The organism is Acinetobacter sp. NIPH 284, assembly GCF_000369425.1.
Lineage (GTDB): Bacteria > Pseudomonadota > Gammaproteobacteria > Pseudomonadales > Moraxellaceae > Acinetobacter.
In genome coordinates this window covers 811,182-833,646 of the sequence record NZ_KB850011.1, presented here as the reverse complement: position 1 = coordinate 833,646, position 22,465 = coordinate 811,182, and the positions used below count along the sequence as shown (strand labels likewise).

Sequence of the window (22,465 nt, the reverse complement as noted above, 5' to 3'; positions counted from 1 at the left end):
CATAATTTAAGGCATTTGTTGGTTCGCATATGTTGCTTGTATAAGGTGTTGATGGTGGCGTAAAAGAGTCATTTACAGGCAATGATCAATTCTTTTTTCAGTTTGGTATTTCTACAAAAGAAGAATTGTAAACAAGAAATATGATTTATACAGCAGGCTAAACGAATTGTTACGAATATACTAAACCCATAAAGCGATAAGAAATTAAGTGATTTGGGATAGAAAACTCTGATTTTTAAGATGGATGGCTAGCTGAAAGAAGGCTTTCACAGTAGAATATGCGCTCTCTCATAAGTCACATTGCGGTAGGTTCGTTAGACCCACCCGTGGAGCCAAAGTCAACATGTTTATCGTGGCCGGTGCATCAGCACATTCTTCTTTTAAGAAAGCTCAACTCTTAAACCGTTTAGCGTCAATGAGTTATGTTCAATCTTTTGACAGCCAGTGGGTTTATTTGTTTGATCAAGCGCTCAACGAGCAGCAACATCAATCGGCATTACAACTTTTAAACGATGGTCAATCTTTCGAACTTCGCCAAGCTGCAAGTGATGAAATCCAGATTTTAGTCACACCACGTGTGGGGACAATCTCGCCATGGTCATCTAAAGCAACGGATATTTTCCAAAACTGTAATACACCAGTACACCGTCTAGAACGTGGTCTTTTATTCACGTTAAAAGGTGTCACTGAAATTACGAATGAAGTTAAACAAGTGCTTCATGACCGTATGACGGAAACAGTTTTTGCTCAAATTGAAGATGCAAAAGCTTTATTCTCAGAAACTGCGCCGAAGCCACTCAACTCAATTGATATCTTGGGTCAAGGTAAAGAAGCATTAGTTAAAGCGAATAATGAGTTTGGCTTTGCTTTATCTGAGCAAGAAATTGATTACTTAACCGAAGCATTTACTAAGCTGGGTCGTAATCCAAATGACATCGAGTTAATGATGTTTGCTCAGGCTAACTCTGAACACTGTCGTCATAAAATCTTTGGTTCTGAATGGACAATTGATGGTGAAAAACAACCATTATCATTGTTCCAAATGATTAAGAATACTTATAAAGAATCTCCAACAGATGTATTGTCGGCGTATAAAGACAATGCCTCTGTGATCGTGGGTTATGACACGATGCGTTTTTATCCAAAAGCGGATGAAAATGGTCACTTTGTTTATAAATATAAGAGCCAAGCCGCTCATATTCTAATGAAGGTTGAAACGCATAACCACCCAACAGCAATTTCTCCATTTGCTGGTGCTGCAACTGGCTCAGGTGGCGAAATCCGTGATGAAGGTGCAACAGGTCGTGGTGGTAAACCAAAAGCAGGTTTAACAGGCTTTACGGTTTCTAACTTGAATATCCCTGGTTTCGAACAGCCTTGGGAAGAAAACTACGGTAAACCTTCACGTATGGCATCGCCATTACAAATCATGATTGAAGGTCCATTGGGTGGTGCGGCGTTTAACAACGAGTTTGGTCGTCCTGCATTGAATGGTTATTTTCGTACCTTCGAACAGAATGTGAATGGTGAAGTTAAAGGCTTCCATAAACCAATTATGATCGCTGGTGGTTACGGTAACATTCGTCCTGACCACGTTGAAAAAGATGCGATTCAACCAGGTGACTTACTCATTGTATTGGGTGGTCCTGCCATGTTAATCGGTCTTGGTGGTGGTGCTGCATCATCTGTAGACAGCGGTACTATGGGTGAGAGCTTAGACTTTGCTTCAGTACAACGTGAAAACCCAGAAATGGAACGCCGTTGCCAAGAAGTCATTGATACATGCTGGCGCTTAGAAGACTTTAACCCAATCGTGTCTGTACACGACGTGGGTGCGGGTGGTCTATCAAATGCGATGCCTGAACTAGTGAATGATCACGAGTTAGGTGCTGTATTGAACCTGCGTAAGATTCCATCTTTAGAGCCAGGCATGAGCCCGATGGAAATCTGGTCAAATGAAGCGCAAGAACGTTATGTGTTAGCGATTCGTCCAGAATCTTTAGAACAGTTTGAAGAAATTTGTGCACGTGAGCGTTGTCCGTTTGCAGTACTTGGTGAAGCGACTGAAGCACGTCATTTGACTGTTGAAGATCCATTATTTGAAAACAATGCAGTCGATATCCCAATGCAAGTCATGTTGGGTGGTACGCCACGTATGCAACGTTCGTATGAAACGATTGAACGTAAAGGTAACGACTTTGATGCATCAAAAGTTGATTTGAAAGATGCGATTTTCCGCGTATTGAAGAATCCAACAGTTGCGTCTAAATCATTCCTGATCACCATTGGTGACCGCTCGATTACAGGTATGGTTGCACGTGATCAAATGGTTGGCCGTTGGCAGGTGCCTGTCGCAGATGCAGCGGTAACGACAACAAGCTTGCAAGGCTTCACGGGTGAAGCAATGGCAATGGGTGAGCGTCCACCAGTTGCTTTGTTAAATCCAGCCGCATCAGCGCGTTTAGCGGTTGCGGAAGCAATTACCAATATTGCGTGTGCCAACATCGAACAAATCAGCGATATCAAACTTTCTGCAAACTGGATGGCTGCTGCTGGTCAAAAAGGTGAAGACCAAGCTTTGTTTGAAGGTGTGAAAGCGATTGGTATGGAAATGTGTCCTGCATTGGGTATCGCTATTCCTGTCGGTAAAGACTCACTTTCAATGCGTACCACTTGGAATGATGGTGAAGATAAAGCCGTAACTTCTCCAATGACAGGCGTAATCACTGCGTTTGCACCTGTTTTAGATGTACGTAAAACATTAACACCTGAACTGAAGAACTTAGCAGACTCAGTACTTGTACGTATTGATTTATCTAAAGGTCAATTCCGTTTAGGTGGTTCGATCCTTGCGCAAGTCTATAAAGCAATCGGCTCTGTTACCCCTGATGTTGATAGTTTTGATGACTTCAAAGCATTCTTTGCCTTGATTCAAGACTGGAACAATCGTGGTGTGATCAAAGCTTACCATGACATCGGTGATGGTGGTCTATTGGCAACTGTTGCTGAAATGATGTTCGCATCGCGTTTAGGTGTTGCTCTAGAAAATCAATCAACTGATAGCTTATTTGCTGAAGAAATTGGTGCAGTACTTCAAATTACGGCTGCTGATTGGGCGCAGTTAGAAGTTGAAGTTGCAGCATCTAGCTTGAAAGATACAATTGCTGTTGTTGGTCGTGTGAATACAACTGATCAATTGGTTGTAAATGGTTTAACGCTTGAGCGTGCTGAATTACAACAAGCTTGGGCTGAAGTGTCACATCAGATCCAACGTTTACGTGACAACGTTGAAACAGCTGATCAAGAATTTGCCTTAATTGCAGATAAGAACCACAAAGGTTTAATTGCACAACCAACATATGACTTAAATGAGCCAGTTGAAGCGCCGTTTATCAATACACGTCGTCCAAATATGGCAATTTTGCGTGAGCAAGGTGTAAATGGTCATGTAGAAATGGCTGCTGCTTTTGACAAAGTTGGCTTCAATACTATCGACGTACACATGAGTGATTTACTTGCAGGTCGTGTGAGCTTAAGCGACTTTGAAGGTTTAGTGGCATGTGGCGGCTTCTCATACGGTGACGTGATGGGTGCTGGTGGTGGCTGGGCGAAATCAGTATTGTTCAATGCGAAACTACGTGATCAGTTCGAACAATTCTTCCACCGTGAAAATACATTCAGCTTAGGCGTATGTAACGGCTGTCAAATGATGTCACAACTTGCTCCGCTGATTCCTGGTGCAGAGCATTGGGGACGTTTCCACCGTAACATGTCAGAAGTATTTGAAGCGCGTGCAGTGAATGTTCGCGTAGAGAAATCTGTTTCTGTGTTGCTTGAAGATATGCAAGGTTCGATTTTACCAATCGCAGTTGCGCATGGTGAAGGTCGTTTAGTTGCGACAGAACAACAACTTGCTGCTTTAAATGCAGAGAACCAAGTGATCTTGCGTTATGTAGATAGTTTGGGTAATCCAACTCAGCACTATCCATTGAACCCGAATGGTTCACCTGAAGCGATTACAGGACAAACTTCTAAAGATGGTCGTGCAACAGTAATGATGCCACACCCAGAGCGTAACTTCCGTGCTTTACAACATTCTTGGAAGCCTGAAGATTGGGCTGAAGATGGTGCTTGGTTGCGTATGTTCCGCAACGCACGTAAATTCATTGGTTAATATGAAATAAAAAATAAGCCACCGTCAGGTGGCTTATTTTATTCTTGGATTCAATATAAAATAACGATGAATGAACAAGAACAATCAAATCAAAAAGAATATGCTAAAACTGATTTATTACGTGCCTGAATCACACCTTGAATTAACCAAACTTGCTATTTTTGAAGCAGGAGCAGGTGGTATTGGTAATTATGAACATTGTGCTTGGCAAGTGAAAGGAATAGGGCAATTTAAACCTATTAAAGGTGCAAATCCATTTTTAGGGCAGTTGGATGAACTGGAACAACTTGAAGAGTGGCGTGTAGAAACTATTGTGCCTGAAGATAAAGCCAGTGTTGTGGCAAAGGTATTAAAGGCAAGCCATCCTTACGAAGAGCCTGCCTTTGAGTTTATTCAAATATTAGATATTGAATAATTATACTTTTTGAATAAATAAATCACGATCAAAACGATACTGCGGGAAGAACACACCATCTGTAGCCCGTTCACCTGCACCAATCACCATGACAGGATACTGTTGATCATTTAATTTTAAAATTTTACGAACTAAAGGCTCATCAAAGCCTTCCATCATACAACTGTCAAAACCATAGGCACGTAAAGCCAATACCAAATTTTCACATGCTAAAGCAGTGGTTTTAGTTGCCCATAATTTAGCATCGGCAGGGTTAAATGCAGTCACAGGAAGTTGTTTATCAAGTGTACGGGCTACTTTAAATGCAACTTTTTTGAAGTTACCTAATGCATTGAAATAACCTGTTTTGTAGTTGTAGGGGATAAAACGGTAATATTTTTGTACCATTGCAGGGGCTTCAGGAAATGGAAATTCGCTAATATTTCGTTTTGCCATTTCATCAACACGATCTGTACGCGCCACGCATACGATCAATTCTGATGCAGTTTTAGCAGCAAGCTGTCCTAAGCATGCTTTAACCAGTTGCTTTTTCTTACTTGGATTTTGCACCACATAGAATGTCCACGGCTGTAAGTTTGATGAGTTGGGTGCAAGCAGTGCCAAATCTAAACATTCATCTAAAATCTCACTTGGAATCGGTTTATCCGTGAACTTACGTACTGAACGACGGCTTTCAATGACTTTACGGAAATTGGCAACATCAATATCTTGAGTGGCAGGTTCGTAGTAGCGTTTTTTGTCGGTTTGATTTTGTTCAGACATGAGAATAAATGTTCCTATAAGATTGTTGTTCATATTGGGACGTTAAATAAAAAAACCACCGAGTTTTGACTAAGTGGTTTATATAAAAACAGTGTAATGTATTAATTGAACTGTGAGAAGTCAGGCTTACGTTTTTGCATAAATGCTTGTACAGCTTCCATCATTTCAGGTGAACGGACACGCTGCATAAAGATTTCAGCTTCTTCATCGACGCAAGCAATAATTTCAGCTAGGTCTTTTTTCATTAGCGCTTTACTTTGTTTTAGAGACGCTAAAGGTAATGCTGCTAAATGTTGAGCTGTTTGTTGTGCGGTTGCATAAACATCCTCAACGACATCATTCACGAGATTTGCTTTTACTGCTGTTGCAGCATCAAATTTCTTCGCTGTGAATAATAATTCAGCCGCTTTCTGATAGCCTGCTTGTTTGACCAATAAACGGCTCGCAGCACCTTCAGGAGAAAGGCCTAGGCTGACGAATGGAATTTGGAATAGGGCAGTATTGTCTGCAAATACGATATCAGCATGTAATAAGATCGTTACACCGATCCCGATTGCTACGCCTTTCACTCCAATAATCAGTGGTTTAGAAAAACGAGCCGCAGCTTTTAATAACACAAATGGTGGTTGATCGCCTGCTTTGCCTTCATACGGCTTTTGCACAAAGGCCATGAAATCTTTCATGTCATTACCCGCAGTAAAATCTTGTTCTGCACCACGGAAAATAACAACACGTACATCTTTATTTGTATCAGCTTCATCTAATGCTTTTGCAATCCATAGATAAAGTTCGCCGTAAAGTGCATTCTTTGCTTCTGAACGGTTAATGGCTAAGGTGAGTACGCCATCTTCTAAATTTGCTTGCAAATGTTGATGAGGTTGTTGAATACAGCTAAGTGTCATCGTACTATCCTTGCTTTAATCCAGATTGATTTTTTAAGTGTCCTCATTATGTCGCATATTTACCTAAATGGCGCAACTGATGAGTTCACAAAAAGTGAAATTACGCCTATGTACACATTTGACTATCTCGTTTTTATTGGACGCTTTCAGCCTTTTCATTTAGCGCATCTACAAACCATTGAAATTGCATTACAACAAAGTCAGAACGTGATCTTGGCATTGGGTTCAGCGCAATCAGAACGGAATATCAAAAACCCATTTTTAGCCCATGAACGTGAGCAAATGATTCTGTCTAATTTTTCAGAAGATGAGCAGAAACGGATTCATTTCGTGCATGTGGTTGATGTGTATAACGATGAAAAATGGGTCAAACAAGTCAAAACATTGGTCAATCAAGTGGTTCAGCCAAATGCAAAAGTAGGTTTGATTGGTCACTTCAAAGATGAATCTTCGTATTATTTAGCTTTATTTCCAGAATGGCAGATGGTTGAGTTGGATAGTTTAAAAGATTCTATTTCAGCCACGCCTATGCGAGAAGCCTATTATCGGGGAGAGATTCAAACTGAATTTTTCCCTAAAGGCACGATTGAATTTCTGACTGAATTTAAAAATACAAAAGTCTATGTGGAATTGCAGCATAAATATCTTGCGGGTGATAAAAGTAATTTGGATGAATGTTTTTAAGATTTTAGTTCTTTAAGCAGAAAATCGATGAAAACACGAATATGGAAAGATTCGTGTGTTTTTGATGGATAAACTAGGTTCTGTTGAGATTTGCTGTATAAAAAATAGCGAGTAAGTAAAATTTAATCGTCAAACCAAATTCACTACTCGCTATGCCTCGTACAATGCCGAATGATCAACACTGGTCAAAGTTTGAATCTTGCGGAGCGATGCTCCTCATGCGTAATGAAGTGCCTTGCAATGCTTTTAAATCTTCCAATACTTGTTCAGCATGACCAGCAGCTTTAACTTTGCGATAGCTTTTCACTAACTGTTTGTTGTGAAAAATAAAAGTTGAACGCTCAATGCCCATGACTTGTTTGCCATACATATTTTTTTCTTTGATGACATCAAAATGTTTGCATAACACTTCTTCTTTATCACTAATTAAATCAATTGTGAGCGCTTGTTTTTCCGTGAAATTTTGATGTGCTTTAACAGAATCTCTAGAGACTCCAAAAATTTGACAATTTAATCCTTCAAATTGATCTTTTAAACACGAAAATCCAATAGCTTGAGTCGTACAACCTGGGGTTGAATCTTTGGGGTAGAAATAAATGACAAGCCATTCGCTGCCTAACTCAGCAAGATTGACTTCACCTTGTGTAGTTGAAAAAGTATGATTCGGTAATTCAATATTCTCAGACATTTTTATTCCTTCTATAAAGCTAAGCGTGATCTAGTTCAAGTGGTAAAAAAGCATATTCTTCATGATAAACAATTTCACCGTGACGTATAGGAATTGCTTTGTTAAAACCTTGTCCTGTCAATCACAATGGTATGGAATTTTCCATCCTCTTTAACATAAAGGAAAGTTTAACAGAGCCTACAAAAAAGCCTGCATTTATGCAGGCTTTAATCTGAATAATACAAGCTTACTTTTTAGGAGCTTGTTGCTGAGCAGCTTTCATTGCTTCTTCAGTTAACTTTTCAAGCTTAGACACCAGTGGTGCACCTAGGCAAGCTTGTAATTCTTTATTTTGTTGCTGTACAAATGCTAAAGAACTTGGGCTTTTCTTCGCATTGATTGCGCTTTGAATTTCCCATTTTTGAGCTTCAGTTACTTTCCCTTGAGCATCAATTTGGCAACCACAAAATTTACTCACTTCCGCAGCTGATAACTTACCACCTTTAGTGGTTTGTTCCTTACAGACGTTAATCAATGCAGATTTTACATTGGTACTTTTATATGCTGCTTGTAATGGATTATCAGCTGCGTGAATTGCCATTGCAAATAAAGCAGTCGCTGACATCATTGTAGAAAGAATAAGATTTGATTTTAAAAACTTCATATATTGTACCTAATTATAACCCTATATCGTCTATTCGGTATAGCGTGTAGGGTCCGCAATACCTGCTTCGATAAAACCTTGTTGGCGTAAACGGCAACTGTCGCATTTGCCACACGCACGTCCTTGAGCATCTGCCTGATAGCAGGATACTGTTTGGCTATAGTCTACGCCATGTTCGATACCTAAGCGTATAATATTCGCTTTGGATAAATGTAACAAAGGTGTTTCAATTTTAAGGGGTTTTCCTTCCACGCCCGCCTTTGTTGCCAAACGCGCAAGATTGGCAAAAGCGTCAATAAATTCAGGACGGCAGTCAGGATATCCTGAGTAATCAACAGCATTGACACCAATCACAATGGCTTGAGCGTCAAATACCTCAGCTGCTGCAAGAGCATAGGATAGAAAAATTGTGTTACGTGCTGGAACATAAGTTACAGGAATCCCTTCTTGTAATTGTTCAGGTACATCAATGTTATGATCTGTAAGCGCAGAGCCGCCTAAATTGCCTAAATCAATATTAATCACACGATGTTCTACACCTGCACGTTGTGCGAGTGCTTTGGCTGCATCAAGCTCAGTTGTAGAGCGCTGACCATACATAAAACTTAAAGCGATACAGTCATAGTTTGCTTGTGCCCAAGCGAGACATGTTGTCGAGTCTAAACCGCCAGACAATAATACGATGGCACGAGAACGCATATTATTTTCCATTATTCAACCTAAAATTATTCGTAGATGATTTGCCTCATTTGAGACAGTCACAAGATGATTAGCGACCAGATTCATCATTCCACAACAGCTTATGTAACTGTAATTGAAAGCGAACAGGGAGATGGTCATCTAAAATCCACTGAGCTAAATCACGTGCAAGAGCAGGCAGAGCAACAGTACCTTTTTCTACCGCGAAAGCAGGAGAGAACCATACTGTACTGACTTTATCTTGCAACTGGAAACTTCCCAGTTGTTGTTTAGACCATTCATAGTCGGCACGATTACAAATCACAAATTTAATCTGATCATGCTGTGTTAAATAGTCGAGATTGGTAAGTAAATTACGATGATCTTCATTAGACGTTGGTGTTTTTAAATCCAACACTTTGGAAACACGAGGATCAACTTTCGATACATCTAAAGCACCGCTGGTTTCAAGTGAAACTTCAAATCCAAGATCACAAAGACGTTGTAATAAAATCAGACAGTTTGGTTGTGCAAGCGGTTCGCCACCTGTCACACAGATATAAGGTGTTTTATGTTGGCTTGCTGTTTCGATAATCTCTTCAAGGGATAAACGTTCACCACCTTCAAATGAATAAGTCGTATCACAATAACTACAACGTAAAGGACAACCCGTTAAACGAATAAAAACGGTCGGTAAACCAAAAGTATTCGCTTCGCCTTGCAAAGAATAGAAGATCTCGGTAATACGTAAACCAGCCGCAGGATCAGATACAGGAATTGCAGAAGAACGTAAGGAAGCCATAAATAGTTACCACAAACAGTTGCTACATAAGCAGCAAGTACATAAAAAACAAAATCTCTACGACCATAGCTGATCGTAGAGACGAGGAGCGATGAAACTCCGAGAAACGTTATAAATTAGTCTGCACGTAATAAATCGTTCAAGCTAGTTTTTGCACGTGTTTTCGCATCTACTTTTTTCACAATAATTGCAGCATAAAGGCTGTAAGTACCACATTTCGATGGAAGGCTACCTGCAACAACGACTGAACCTGCTGGTACGCGACCATAGTGAATCTCACCTGTTTCACGATCAAAGATTTTAGTTGATTGACCAATGAATACGCCCATTGAAATCACTGAACCTTCTTCAACAATCACACCTTCAACGATTTCTGAACGAGCACCGATGAAGCAGTTGTCTTCAATAATCGTTGGATTTGCTTGTAATGGTTCGAGTACACCACCGATACCAACACCACCAGATAAATGAACGTTTTTACCGATTTGAGCACATGAACCCACAGTTGCCCAAGTATCAACCATAGTGCCTTCATCAACATATGCACCGATGTTGACATACGATGGCATCAATACGACATTTTTCGCTTGGAAGCTACCACGACGAGCAACAGCAGGTGGTACAACACGGACACCAGCAGCTTTAAATTGTTCTTCAGTCCAACCTGAATATTTTGTTGCAACCTTGTCATAAAACTGTAGATCACATGCTTCGATTGGCTGGTTGTCATTCAGTTTGAATGAAAGTAAAACAGCTTTTTTTAGCCATTGGTGAACAACCCACTCACCATCGATTTTTTCAGCGACACGAAGTGTACCATTGTCTAAACCTGTTAGCGCCTCTTCAACAGCTTGACGAATTTCAGTAGGGCAATCTGCTGCACTGTAGTTTGCACGGTCTTCAAAGGCTTGTTCAATGATTGTAGAAAGCTGAGACATGATCTTCATTCTTCCAAAAATAAATTTCCGAGATTTTACACTAATTTGATACAAGAATCTTTGAAAAAAGTCGTTACAATAAAGTGTTTTAAAATTAATCAATAAAATTGTACTAAATTCGGATTTAATTGTTTTTTATCCATTATTTTGAAATATACAATTATTTTGAATTTGTATCAAAAAATAACAAAAAGTAATCAGTTTCTGTATAAAAAGATATCAATCATTCTTTTAAGATTTTACTACAGTAACAACTATACCTTAGATAAAAGTATTTTTTGAGGAGACTTCAATGAAAGCTTTGCGCGTTATTTTAGCTGCAGGTGCATTAACAGCGATTGCAGGTTCTGCTTTAGCAGCAGATGAACAAGTTGTGAAGGAATCAGGTTCTACGTTTCCTTCATACTTAGATCCAGTTTCAGTTCGTGCTGAAGTGGGTACTACAGGTTATGGTGGTGCAATTTCTTATCGTGTTAATCCATATGTAGGTTTAAGCCTTGGTTACAATGGTGGCGATATTTCATGGTCTGATGATGTCAAAATTGATGGCACCAAATATGATCTTGATATGGAGAATAACAACACATATTTAAATGCTGAACTTTATCCATGGGGTGCGAGTCAAAATGCGTTCGCTCGTTCGCTTTATGTAGCAGCAGGTGTTGGGTATCTTGATAATGATTATGATCTTCAGAAACGTACATCAGCAGGTCGTACTTTAACAATTGACAACAATGATTATGAAGTTGTTAATCCTGGGCAAGAGGGTGGTGTACGTGGCAAAATGTCATATAAAAATAACATCGCGCCTTATGTCGGTTTAGGTTTGAATGCACCAGTGTATAAAAATATTGGTTTATTTGGTGAAGTTGGTGCTTACTACACAGGTAACCCTGACGTAAAACTTGATGCTTACAACTTAAAAGGTGTTAACGGAGCTAAGCCGATTAATCAGGCAGTTGCTGATGAGCAAGACAAAATTGCGAATAAGAGTCGCTATGAGTGGATGCCAGTGGCTAAAGTGGGTGTGAGCTTTAAGTTCTAATCCCCCAACTCTTCATAAAAACGAGCTTTGAGCTCGTTTTTTATGCTCATATTTTAGGTGAAAATAAATGGCTAATAGTAGTAAAGTCATTCATTTTGTTTGATTTATTCTTCGGGATAAGCCACTTTTTTAAGTTCTTTGATGTTTGTTTTTGGAGAACATAAAGAAATAAATTCATAACCATAGCCACGTAAAAGATGTCCTTTACGCACAGCAATCCAAGTTGTATTCACTCCAAAAACATCAGTTTTTAATTGTTCTAAGCGATAATCTTTGTCTGTGTCATAAGCGACATCATTGACAATACCCACCCCCATATTGAGTTCAACATAGGTTTTAATGACGTCGGCATCTAAGGCGGACATCACGATATCGGCATGTATATGAGCATCTTCAAATGCCTTATCGATTTTAGAGCGTCCAGTAAAGCCGCCATGATATGTAATTAATGGATATTCGGCCAAGACATCTAAACTAATTTTATCTAATTTAGTCAAAGGGTGGTCTTTAGGTGTAATGATACTATGATGCCATTCATAATAAGGTACGCTAGCTAAGTTCTCTTCCGTCGTCAAAGATTCAGTTGCGATACCAATATCTGCTTCACCTTGGAGTAGCATTTCTGCGATTTCAACAGGACTCGCTTGTTGTAAAACCAAATGTACTTTTGGGAATAATTTTTTAAACTGATTCACAATCGGTGGAAGAACATACCGTGCTTGGGTATGCGTTGTTGCAATCGTTAATGTCCCCTCATCAACTTTATTAAAATCATCTGCGAGACGTTTAATATTGTCAGCATCAACTAACATACGCTCCACAATGCTTAATAACGATTGACCTGGTTCAGTTAAACCGAGCAAGCGTTTACCTTTACGTACAAAGAGTTGTACACCTAACTCATCTTCTAAATCTTTAATGTGCTTACTGACACCAGATTGGGAGGTATAAAGTGCCGCAGAAGCTTCAGTTAAATTAAAGTTTTGGCGAACAGTTTCTCGAATAATTCTGAGTTGTTGAAAGTTCATAATAATTTTTCCACATAAAAGATGAGGAACGATCAAACTTATTTAATCGCCCTCAAGATATTATTCTAAGCAACTTGAGTCGTTTGGTCTGCAAATAAATGAAGTTGAGCTGCACTAATCCAGACGGTTTGATTCGGTCTAAATTGATGTAAATTTGCTTCTTCCACACTAAGTAAAATCTCAATGGTACGTCCACTGCGATCTTGTAACTCCGCAATCACTTTGCCCGCAATCCAGACTTCACGTATAAACGTTGCCTCAATCGTATTCGCTTGGGGACGGGTATGAATATGTAATTCATTTGGTCGTGCAAATGCAATCACTTTTCCTTGCGGTGCTTCTAATGAGGTTGGCAGTTGGATTCGATCATCACCAATGCGGATGATACCGCTAGTATGTTCGCCTTCAAAACGATTTGCTTGACCTAAGAAATCAAAAACAAAGGGTGTTGCTGGTTTTTCATAAACTTCACGAGGTGAACCAATTTGTTCAACATCACCTTTATTCATGACAATAATTTGGTCTGCGACTTCCAAAGCCTCTTCTTGGTCATGTGTAACAAAAATAGATGTGATATGTAGTTCATCATGTAAGGTTCGTAACCAACGGCGTAATTCTTTACGAACTTTGGCATCTAGTGCACCGAAAGGCTCATCGAGTAACAAAACACGTGGTTCTACTGCAAGAGCGCGTGCTAGTGCAATACGTTGACGTTGTCCACCTGAAAGTTGAGCAGGGTAACGATCAGCTAAGAATCCAAGTTGAACCAAATCTAATAAGCGCGTGACACGTTTTTTAATTTCGGCTTCTGATGGGCGTGTGGCGCGTGGGCGAACACGTAGGCCAAAGGCAATATTGTCAAACACAGTCATGTGGCGGAACAGGGCATAATGCTGGAACACAAAGCCGACTTGACGTTCACGAACATGGATATTGGTCGCATCTTCGCCTTCAAGTAAAACTTGACCATGATCAGCAGATTCTAAACCCGCGATGATGCGTAATAATGTTGTTTTTCCACAGCCTGAAGGACCAAGCAAAGCGACTAATTCACCTTCAGGAAAGTCTAAAGAGATATTTTTGAGTGCATGGAATGCACCGAAGTGTTTTTCAATATTTTTAACTTGAATACTCATGTGTTCATTCCTTAGTGATTCGGTTGATGTTCATTTGCTTGGTCTTGGCGTATTTCTAACCAAGTTTTCAAGATCAATGTGATAATCGCTAAAAATGCCAGTAATGAAGACACAGCAAATGCAGCACTAAAGGTATATTCGTTATAAAGAATCTCGACGTGTAACGGCAGGGTATTGGTTTCACCGCGGATGTGTCCTGAAACCACAGACACCGCACCAAACTCTCCCATTGCACGGGCATTACACAGAATCACACCGTAAATCAAACCCCATTTAATATTTGGTAGGGTCACTTTCCAAAAGGTTTGCCAACCTGAAGCACCGAGTACAATCGCAGCTTCTTCTTCTTCGGTCCCTTGTGCTTCCATGAGTGGAATTAATTCACGAGCAACAAAAGGAACAGTAATAAAAATTGTGGCTAAAACAATGGCAGGTACGGCATACAGGATTTTAATATCGTGATCCATTAACCAACCGCCAACCCAACCTTGTGAACCAAAAATCAGAACCAACATTAAACCTGCAATTACAGGGGAGACTGAAAATGGCATATCAATAATGGTGGTCAAGATGGCTTTGCCACGGAACTGGAATTTAGCCACAGCCCAAGCAGCCGCGACACCAAAAACTACATTAATCGGTACAGCAATCGCTGCTGTCAATAAGGTTAGTTTGACTGCCGACAGGGTGTCAGAATCAGTTAAGGCATTGATGTAAACTGAAAGACCTTGTTTAAATGCTTCAACAAAAACCAAAATGAGCGGTAGTATTAAGCAACTTAAGAAGAAAATCAGTGCAATACCAATTAATGTATAACGGACCCATGTTGGTTCACGGGTTGAATCACGAGATTGCAACTTTATGGCTAAAGCATTGCTATTCGTATTTAAACTCATTGCGCAGTTCTCCCTGTACGACGGCTTGCCCATGCTTGAACTAAATTAATTAAAAATAAGATGGCAAATGAGAGAACGAGCATAACTACAGCGATCGTTGTTGCGCCTGCATAATCATATTCTTCTAAACGAGAAATGATCATGAGGGGAGCAATCTCTGTTTTATACGGTTGATTGCCTGCAATAAAGATGACGGAGCCATATTCACCAACACCGCGGGCAAATGCCAAAGCAAAGCCTGTTAATAGTGCAGGGAATAGGATGGGTAAAATGATTTTAGTAATGGTTTGCCAGCGATTTGCACCCAGTGCAGAAGCTGCTTCTTCAAGTTCAGTTTCAATATCGCTGAGAACTGGTTGTACTGTTCGAACAACAAAGGGTAATCCAATAAAAATCAATGCAAGGGTAATACCAATTGGGGTATATGCAACTTGAATCCCTAAGGGTTCTAAATGTTGACCAATCCAACCTGTTGGTGCGTATAAAGAAGTGAGAGCAATCCCTGCAACAGCTGTTGGTAGGGCAAAAGGTAAATCGACTAATGCATCGACAATTCTTTTACCTGGAAAACTATAGCGAACTAAGCACCATGCCAATAATAATCCAAAAATCACATTCACTAGCGCAGCAATCAATGCCGCACTGAAACTAAGTTGCAGTGACTTTAGGATTCGTTCTGAAGTTAAGATTTCCCATAAACCATCCCATCCGATTCCTAAAGATCGGATAAATACAGCTGATAAAGGAATAAGTACGATAAAAGATACATAAGCGAGGGTGAAGCCCAAAGACAGACCAAACCCAGGCAGCACTCGGGAACGCTGCGACATGATATTTCCTCAAAGAGAAATATTTGCTAAAACCAGCAAATAAATAACACTAAAACCAAAAATACTGAGAGCGGAATCTAGGCAAATTTCAAATTAAAATTTGCCTGACTCATTCGAGTTACAGGTTGCAGTTTTTTTTCAGGCAACATGTAATTAAGGATGTCTGGAAAAGGGCCAAATCCAGATGCCACATTGATGTGACCTACTTGCCCCAAATTGATGGGTGTCAGTTTCCAAGCTTGAGCCAGTTGTAAAGCATCGAAATAACCTAACCAAGGATCATTTTCACTGATTAATAAGGTGGTTGGTACATCAATATTGAGCTGATGAAAATACTGTTTGTAATCAGTCAAGCTGTGACGAGCAAAGCCTGCTTCGCCAAACCGTGCAGGATTTGCAGGTGCAACCAAAATTAATTTTTTTACTTTTGTTTGTAACTCTGGATGTTCAGCTAAAGCAGCAACACTGGTTAAACAGCCAAAGCTATGAGCAACAATTTGTATTGGTGCTTCTATAGTTGCAACGGTTTTAACAAATTGAGCAACCCATTCGTTTAAAACGGGTCGGTCCCAATGTTTCTGTTGAACGCGAGAGCTAGATACGAGTTGTTGTTGTAACCAAGATTGCCAATGTTGAGCTTCGCTACCACCAACACCAGGAACAATTACGGTATGAATCATGTCCGCTCTCCTTATTTACCTAGTTAGTAAATTATTTTGTGGTGCTGTTGATCTTGACGATTTGATCGAAAATACCGCCATTATCAAAATGAGTTTTTTGTACTTTTGTCCAACCACCAAACTCTTTATCGATCGTGACAAGCTTCAGAGGCTTAAAAGTGGTGCTATATTTCTTTAAAACAGCTACGTTGCGAGGACGATAGAAGTTACGTGCTGCAATTTCCTGACCCGCTGGAGAATATAAGTAGTTCAAATAGCCACGAGCGATTTGTGAATTACCTTTTTTCTCAGCATTTTTTTCTACAACCGCCACTGGAGGCTCAGCCAAAATTGAAAGTGACGGTGTAACGATCTCAAATTTACCTGGTTGTTCACGTACTGCTAGGAATGCTTCATTTTCCCAAGCCAGTAAAACATCACCGATGCCGCGTTCAGCAAATGTAGTGGTTGCGCCACGTGCACCTGAATCAAGTACTTTGGTTTGTTTGTAAATTTGGCGAACAAATTCTTGTGCCTTAGCATCGTTACCACCTTTTTGGTGTTTTGCCCATGCCCAAGCACCTAAATAGTTCCAACGTGCGCCACCTGATGTTTTTGGATTTGGTGTAATAATTTCTACACCTGGTTTAACCAGATCACCCCAATCTTTAATTTGTTTTGGGTTGCCTTTACGTACAAGGAAAACAATCGTTGAGGTGTAAGGCGTGGAGTTATTTGGTAGTTTCTTCTGCCAATCAGCTGGAAGTAATTTTGCATTTTCAGCGATTTCATCAATATCCGCAGCAAGTGCTAGTGTTACGACATCAGCATTTAGACCATCAATAACGGCACGTGCTTGTTTGCCTGAACCACCGTGAGATTGCTTAAACTCAATATCCTGTCCTGTACGCTGTTTCCAGAATGCACCGAATTGCTTATTAAAATCTGTATATAGCTCACGAGTTGGGTCATAAGACACATTTAAAAATTCTTGTGCCGCAAATGAAGAAACTGAAAGTAATGCGGCAATAACACCGACTTTAACTTGAGAAAAACGCATAAAAACCCCTTAAATCGATCTGTTATCAGCAGACCTTCAATCATTGTTTGGAATATGGATGCAGCATAGCGCCAGTTTTTTTGCAAAAAAAATAATTAAAATCGAATTTGATATGAATAAAAAAGAAATATAAAAAAGAGATAACTTATGCTGAATTTCTGATAATTGTTTTGTATATAGCTATAAAACAAAATGTTGAATTTGATTCATATTGAATGTTTATTTAAAAATGAGTTTCGGTAGATTAAGCCTGAATATATTTAGAGAGTCCGTGCTAATTCGAGTTGTTAATAAACGATTGGATTCTAGATCATGATGAATGAGGCGTGGATTGTGTACATGCTTTTGCCAAACTTAGGTTTCAGGGTATGATGACGATGTGTTGGAGACTGAATTTTTGATCATGCAGTGTTATAAAAATGGACAATTGATTGATTCGATTCCGTTGTTAGATCGAGCCTTTCATTATGGAGATGGTTGCTTTACCACTGCGCGAATTTTTCAAGATACGTTTGAACTAAAACAATTACACTTTGCTCGTTTGGCATTGGCTTGCCAAAGATTAAGTCTTGATGTGGATTTATCGGTCGTAGATAGAACCTTAGCACAACTACAACAACAGCATTTTACCTTGAATGGCACTTTAAAAATTGTGATTAGTCGAGGTGAGGGAGATCGAGGATATAGCTTACCTTTACATGCTGCTGATGTTTATGTTTGGTATTACCCTAAAGTCATGCAAGTTTTTCAACCAGAGTGGATTGAGAGTGGAGTACTCAATCATGCTCTAGGTTTGAATATGCCGCATTTAGTGGGTTTAAAAACATTAAACCGTTTAGAACAAGTGTTATTAAAGCAGGAAGCTGACCATCAGGGGTGGCTTGAAGCATTGGTAACTGATGTACAAGGTTATATTGTAGAAGGGGTGAGCAGTAATTGTTTTATTCGTATAAATGACCGATGGATTACACCAGAACTTCGTTATAATGGCGTTCACGGCGTCATGCGAGCCAAGATTCTATCTCGTATGAAGCAACAGAATATTGAATGTGAACAAGGTTGTGTAGAAATTAATGATATTGAACGTATTCAAAGTCTATTTTTCTGCAACGCTTTACATCCGATGAAAGCAGTTATTCGATTTAATGGTCGGGCTTTTGAGCAGCAACCCTACCTTGATTTATTTGAAACATTGAAACTTAGCCAGATTGATTAATATGCCAAAGCCACCAACAACCCCAGCCAAAACAAAGAAAAAGCCAAAAGCTCAACCGAAGTCTAAGTTTCCTATCAAAGCCTTATTGATTGTAATCGTTGTCTTTTTTTTGCTCGTACTCGGTGTGCTTTGGGCAAGTTTATTTAAGAACTATCCAGTCGAAGGGAAAAAGCAGGTTCTAGTCATTTCTTCGGGAGATACTTACTCAAAATTTATTGATCATCTAGCCAAAGAAAATAAAGTTAATTTCCCTATTATTTTAAAGATTTATCAAAAATTTATGATTCATGACAGTTTGAAAGCTGGTGTGTATGAAATCAATAAAGGGATGAGTGTTCGTCAAGTACTTGATATGCTATCTGATGCTGAAAATGCACAGATGAATCGTATTTTGGTGATTGAAGGGACAACTTTTAAACAATTGCTACAGAATTTAAAGAAAGATCCGAATGTTAGCAAGACTATTTTAGATCTACCTCAAGACCAATTATTAAAAGCTTTAGATATTCCTTATTCACACCCTGAAGGTTTATTTGCACCAGATACTTATTTCTTTGCCAAGGGCGAAACAGATAAGAAAATCTTAACGGATTTATATCGTCGCCAAATGAAATCATTAGATGAAGCTTGGGCAAAAAAAGCACCGAACTTACCCTATAACGATAAATATCAAGCTTTAATCATGGCTTCGATTATTGAAAAAGAAACCAGTTTAGATAGTGAACTAGAGCAAGTTTCAGGTGTGTTTGTACGTCGTTTAAAAATCGGTATGCGTCTACAAACTGATCCAACCGTAATTTATGGTATGGGGGATAATTATAAGGGTAATATCACTCGCAATGATTTACGGACAGCAACGCCTTATAATACATACACGATCAATGGTTTGCCGCCAACTCCGATTGCATTGCCAAGTAAAAAAGCGATTGAAGCAGCAATGCATCCAGACGATGCTAAAAATATTTACTTTGTTGCCACAGGTAATGGTGGGCATAAATTTACAGCTTCTTTAGAAGATCATAATCATGCAGTTCAAGAATATTTAACTGCGTTACGTGCAAAGCAAAAGTAGGATGAATGATGTTTATTAGTTTTGAAGGTACGGAAGGTGTAGGTAAAACGACACTCATCCGTAAAATTCATCAGTACTTTGAACAGCAAGGTAAAGAAGTCGTTTTGACGCGTGAACCGGGTGGAACGCCGTTAGCTGAACAGATTCGCTCTTTATTATTAGCGGTGAATCACGAAGAACAAATGAGTCATGATACTGAGTTGTTATTGATTTATGCAGCACGTGCGCAACATTTACAACAAGTCATTATCCCTGCTTTAAATGCAGGTAAGATCGTTTTAAGTGATCGTTTTACTGATGCCAGCTTTGCATATCAATGTTCTGGACGTGGTTTAAGTCAGGAAAAGTTGCAATTATTAAATCAAACTTTTGTGACGAAAATGCCGAATATTACCTTTTGGTTGGATGCGCCGATTGAGTTGGGGATGACTCGTGCGCGAGAGCGTGGGGCATTGGATCGTTTTGAGCAAGAGAAGTTGAGTTTCTTTGCCAAAGTGCGTGCGGGTTATGAGACCTTGTGGCAAGCAGAGCCTGAACGGATCAAGCGTTTGGATGCGACTCAGAATGCGGATTTGGTGTTTGAAGAGGCTTTGCGGTATTTGAAATAAAATAGCTATATTCTCAATCTTTATTGTTGAAAAATTTTGAAATCACGCTTTGAACTCTATTACTTATGCCTTACTTTTCAAGGATGAAAAGTAACAAAAATCCTTTGTTGAGCTGACGGTACATCCTTGATACCGCAGCTCAACGGGCGACATCCATGTCGCCTACCTCGATAGTAAATAATAGCCTTAAGTTGTCTTGAAAAGCTCCAAAAACTTAAAAGTATTACTCATTCACCAACAACTGTTCCACTTTAAAATTCGGTGGCGTTAACACCGTTTTGCGAATTTCATTAGAAAGCTCAGGATAATCCAACGTGTAATGCAAACCACGAGATTCCTTACGTTCCATCGCACAACGTACTATCATTTCGGAAACTAAAACGAGGTTACGTAATTCAATCAAGTTTTTACTGACGCGGTAGCCTTGATAATATTCGTTGATTTCACGTTTTAACATTTCAATACGATGTAAAGCACGTTGCAAACGTTTAGTGGTGCGAACAATACCCACATAGTTCCACATGGTTGAACGCAATTCATCCCAATTTTGTAAGATCACAACATCTTCATCGGCATCAGTCACTTGAGACTCATCCCAAGACGGTACATTTGGAAATTCAAAGCTAATATTATGTTTGTTTTGAATATCTTCCGCTGCACTCATGCCATAAACGAAACATTCAAGCAGTGAGTTACTTGCCATACGGTTAGCACCGTGTAAGCCAGTATATGAAGTTTCGCCAATCGCATATAAACCATCTAAGTCAGTTTGGCTATGCTCATCTACAACGACACCACCACAGGTATAGTGCGCTGCTGGAACAACAGGAATCATATCTTTGGTAATATCAATCCCAAGTTCGAGCAAGCGTGCGTAAAGCGTAGGGAAGTGCTCAGTGATAAATTCAGGTGATTTATGTGTGATGTCTAACCAAACATGACGAATACCTAGACGTTTGATTTCATAGTCAATTGCACGTGCAACAATATCACGTGGCGCAAGTTCAGCACGTTCGTCAAGACGTAACATAAAACGTTCACCATCAGGCAAACGTAAATAAGCACCTTCACCACGCATGGCTTCGGTAATCAGGAACGAACGTGCTTTAGGATGGTATAAACAGGTGGGGTGGAACTGGTTAAATTCCATATTGGCAACACGACAACCAGCTCGATAAGCCATTGCGATACCATCACCTGTTGCAATGTCGGGGTTAGAGGTATAGAGATAAGCTTTCATTGCGCCGCCACAGGCCAAAGCTGTGAAGGGGGCTAAGAATGTATGAACTTGTTCTGTTTTTTCATTTAATGCATATAAACCAATCGCACGATTATTTTTGTCTTGATGACCAAGCTTGTGTAGTGTGATGAGGTCAATCGCAATATAATTTTCAAAAATTGTAATATTTTTACGTTCTTTAGCACGTTCAACAAGCGTGGTTGAAATTGCCTTACCTGTTGCATCAGCAGAATGAATGATACGGCGTTGTGAATGACCACCTTCACGAGTTAGGTGTAATTGCTCATCATCATCCAGTGTGAATTGCACGCCTTGTTTCAGCAGGAAGTCAACAGAAGGTTTGCCACCCTCAACGGTATGTTTGACTGCATCCATTTCACATAAATATGCGCCTGCAATCATAGTGTCACTAATGTGTTGTTGAATGGAATCAGTCTCGTCCAGTACCGCAGCAACACCACCTTGAGCATAAAAAGTACTGGCTTCTGTGAGCTCAGCTTTTGCCAAAATTGCAATGTTGTAATGACTTGGTAAAGAGAGTGCGAGGCTTAAACCCGCACCACCACTGCCTACAATAATCACATCAAAATGGTGAATTGTTTCTAAATCAGGCATGACGATCTGCTTCATTTTCAAACGTTCGCTAATAACAACGCTTTTTAATGAAAAAGGCAAGTGCCAATCTGCCTAGAATTGCTCAATTTTTTTGCGAATAAAGTGCTTTTAATTGTTCACCATTCTTTTAGTGGAACTATATAAATATAGGTTAATTACGATTTGGTACACTGTTTTAATCTGTTTTTAAGGCTTTGCATGATAAAACAGGATTGGGGATAAAGATGTAGGAAAAACTCCACAATTTATTCACATTCCGTCATTCCATTTCGTTGTATGCTTTGAAAATATAAACATATTTTTACGAAAAGAGTGGTGGGGTTATGATAAAAACATAATCTTGAATTTTATTTGATCATCAGTATGTAGGTTCT

At 39.5% G+C, this 22,465-nt stretch carries 21 protein-coding genes and 1 pseudogene; 7 read left to right on the top strand and 15 right to left on the bottom strand.

Annotated elements, in window-relative coordinates:
- The first annotated feature begins 343 nt into the window (after nt 1-343).
- Nucleotides 344-4,174 carry a phosphoribosylformylglycinamidine synthase gene (purL, locus tag F908_RS10005; protein ID WP_005161208.1) on the top strand — a complete coding sequence of 1,277 codons (3,831 nt, stop codon included), beginning with the start codon at nt 344-346 and terminating at the stop codon, nt 4,172-4,174.
- A 100-nt stretch (nt 4,175-4,274) separates the two neighbouring features.
- On the top strand, nt 4,275-4,589 hold the full coding sequence (locus F908_RS10000; RefSeq protein ID WP_005161204.1) for a YqfO family protein: 315 nt from the start codon (nt 4,275-4,277) through the stop codon (nt 4,587-4,589).
- Here F908_RS10000 and F908_RS09995 read toward each other — a convergent pair whose 3' ends face one another.
- Together F908_RS09995 and F908_RS09990 are read right to left on the bottom strand one after the other, a co-directional pair.
- Complete coding sequence (locus F908_RS09995) at nt 4,590-5,351, bottom strand: nitroreductase family protein (protein ID WP_005161201.1); 762 nt, start codon at nt 5,349-5,351, stop codon at nt 4,590-4,592. It lies immediately after the preceding gene.
- Between the two features lie 101 nt (nt 5,352-5,452).
- Nucleotides 5,453-6,253 (bottom strand): enoyl-CoA hydratase-related protein, encoded by an 801-nt coding sequence (locus F908_RS09990; protein ID WP_005161200.1) that lies wholly within the window; start codon nt 6,251-6,253, stop codon nt 5,453-5,455.
- Between the two features lie 108 nt (nt 6,254-6,361).
- On the opposite strand from F908_RS09990, the gene F908_RS09985 reads away from it, so the two are divergent.
- Nucleotides 6,362-6,937 (top strand): nicotinate-nicotinamide nucleotide adenylyltransferase, encoded by a 576-nt coding sequence (locus tag F908_RS09985; RefSeq protein WP_081399881.1) that lies wholly within the window; start codon nt 6,362-6,364, stop codon nt 6,935-6,937.
- Nucleotides 6,938-7,112: 175 nt separating this feature from the next.
- On the opposite strand, the gene F908_RS09980 is transcribed toward F908_RS09985, so the two are convergent.
- From F908_RS09980 to dapD, 6 genes and pseudogenes are all read right to left on the bottom strand, one after another.
- A complete protein-coding gene (locus F908_RS09980; RefSeq protein WP_005161193.1) occupies nt 7,113-7,625 on the bottom strand; it encodes a peroxiredoxin in 513 nt (170 codons plus the stop codon).
- A gap of 19 nt (nt 7,626-7,644) precedes the next feature.
- A pseudogene (locus F908_RS16305) lies at nt 7,645-7,774 on the bottom strand (ATPase); the annotation flags it as partial.
- A gap of 77 nt (nt 7,775-7,851) precedes the next feature.
- On the bottom strand, nt 7,852-8,268 hold the full coding sequence (locus F908_RS09975) for a hypothetical protein (RefSeq protein WP_005161190.1): 417 nt from the start codon (nt 8,266-8,268) through the stop codon (nt 7,852-7,854).
- Nucleotides 8,269-8,298: 30 nt separating this feature from the next.
- Nucleotides 8,299-8,967, bottom strand: a complete 669-nt coding sequence (gene queC, locus F908_RS09970; RefSeq protein ID WP_201775130.1) for a 7-cyano-7-deazaguanine synthase QueC — start codon at nt 8,965-8,967, stop codon at nt 8,299-8,301.
- Between the two features lie 70 nt (nt 8,968-9,037).
- Nucleotides 9,038-9,748, bottom strand: a complete 711-nt coding sequence (gene queE, locus F908_RS09965) for a 7-carboxy-7-deazaguanine synthase QueE (protein WP_005161188.1) — start codon at nt 9,746-9,748, stop codon at nt 9,038-9,040.
- A gap of 116 nt (nt 9,749-9,864) precedes the next feature.
- On the bottom strand, nt 9,865-10,686 hold the full coding sequence (dapD, locus tag F908_RS09960; protein WP_004661218.1) for a 2,3,4,5-tetrahydropyridine-2,6-dicarboxylate N-succinyltransferase: 822 nt from the start codon (nt 10,684-10,686) through the stop codon (nt 9,865-9,867).
- 292 nt (nt 10,687-10,978) lie between these two features.
- Between dapD and carO the strand changes: the two genes are divergently transcribed.
- Nucleotides 10,979-11,731 (top strand): ornithine uptake porin CarO, encoded by a 753-nt coding sequence (gene carO / locus F908_RS09955; protein ID WP_005161185.1) that lies wholly within the window; start codon nt 10,979-10,981, stop codon nt 11,729-11,731.
- A 104-nt stretch (nt 11,732-11,835) separates the two neighbouring features.
- Here carO and F908_RS09950 read toward each other — a convergent pair whose 3' ends face one another.
- The 6 genes from F908_RS09950 to F908_RS09925 all read right to left on the bottom strand — a co-directional run bounded on the left by F908_RS09950 (nt 11,836) and on the right by F908_RS09925 (nt 17,340).
- Nucleotides 11,836-12,759 carry a CysB family HTH-type transcriptional regulator gene (locus F908_RS09950; RefSeq protein ID WP_004959761.1) on the bottom strand — a complete coding sequence of 308 codons (924 nt, stop codon included), beginning with the start codon at nt 12,757-12,759 and terminating at the stop codon, nt 11,836-11,838.
- A 65-nt stretch (nt 12,760-12,824) separates the two neighbouring features.
- Entirely contained in the window at nt 12,825-13,895 is a 1,071-nt protein-coding gene (locus tag F908_RS09945) for a sulfate/molybdate ABC transporter ATP-binding protein (protein ID WP_005161170.1), read from the bottom strand.
- Nucleotides 13,896-13,906: 11 nt separating this feature from the next.
- Entirely contained in the window at nt 13,907-14,791 is an 885-nt protein-coding gene (cysW, locus tag F908_RS09940) for a sulfate ABC transporter permease subunit CysW (protein ID WP_005161167.1), read from the bottom strand.
- Complete coding sequence (gene cysT, locus F908_RS09935; RefSeq protein WP_005161162.1) at nt 14,788-15,621, bottom strand: sulfate ABC transporter permease subunit CysT; 834 nt, start codon at nt 15,619-15,621, stop codon at nt 14,788-14,790. The genes cysW and cysT overlap by 4 nt, the downstream gene beginning before the upstream one ends.
- Nucleotides 15,622-15,698: 77 nt before the next feature.
- Nucleotides 15,699-16,301, bottom strand: a complete 603-nt coding sequence (locus F908_RS09930; RefSeq protein WP_005161155.1) for an RBBP9/YdeN family alpha/beta hydrolase — start codon at nt 16,299-16,301, stop codon at nt 15,699-15,701.
- Between the two features lie 31 nt (nt 16,302-16,332).
- A complete protein-coding gene (locus F908_RS09925) occupies nt 16,333-17,340 on the bottom strand; it encodes a sulfate ABC transporter substrate-binding protein (RefSeq protein WP_005161151.1) in 1,008 nt (335 codons plus the stop codon).
- Between the two features lie 403 nt (nt 17,341-17,743).
- Between F908_RS09925 and pabC the strand changes: the two genes are divergently transcribed.
- The 3 genes from pabC to tmk are packed head-to-tail and all read left to right on the top strand — an operon-like array spanning nt 17,744 to nt 20,236.
- Entirely contained in the window at nt 17,744-18,556 is an 813-nt protein-coding gene (gene pabC, locus F908_RS09920) for an aminodeoxychorismate lyase (protein ID WP_005161148.1), read from the top strand.
- A gap of 1 nt (nt 18,557) precedes the next feature.
- The gene (gene mltG / locus F908_RS09915) at nt 18,558-19,628 is read left to right on the top strand and encodes an endolytic transglycosylase MltG (RefSeq protein ID WP_005161146.1); all 1,071 of its coding nucleotides are present in this window, start codon (nt 18,558-18,560) and stop codon (nt 19,626-19,628) included.
- Nucleotides 19,629-19,636: 8 nt separating this feature from the next.
- Nucleotides 19,637-20,236 (top strand): dTMP kinase, encoded by a 600-nt coding sequence (gene tmk / locus F908_RS09910; protein WP_005161142.1) that lies wholly within the window; start codon nt 19,637-19,639, stop codon nt 20,234-20,236.
- Nucleotides 20,237-20,459: 223 nt separating this feature from the next.
- Here tmk and nadB read toward each other — a convergent pair whose 3' ends face one another.
- Nucleotides 20,460-22,097 carry an L-aspartate oxidase gene (gene nadB / locus F908_RS09905; RefSeq protein ID WP_171063583.1) on the bottom strand — a complete coding sequence of 546 codons (1,638 nt, stop codon included), beginning with the start codon at nt 22,095-22,097 and terminating at the stop codon, nt 20,460-20,462.
- Nucleotides 22,098-22,465 lie beyond the last annotated feature (368 nt).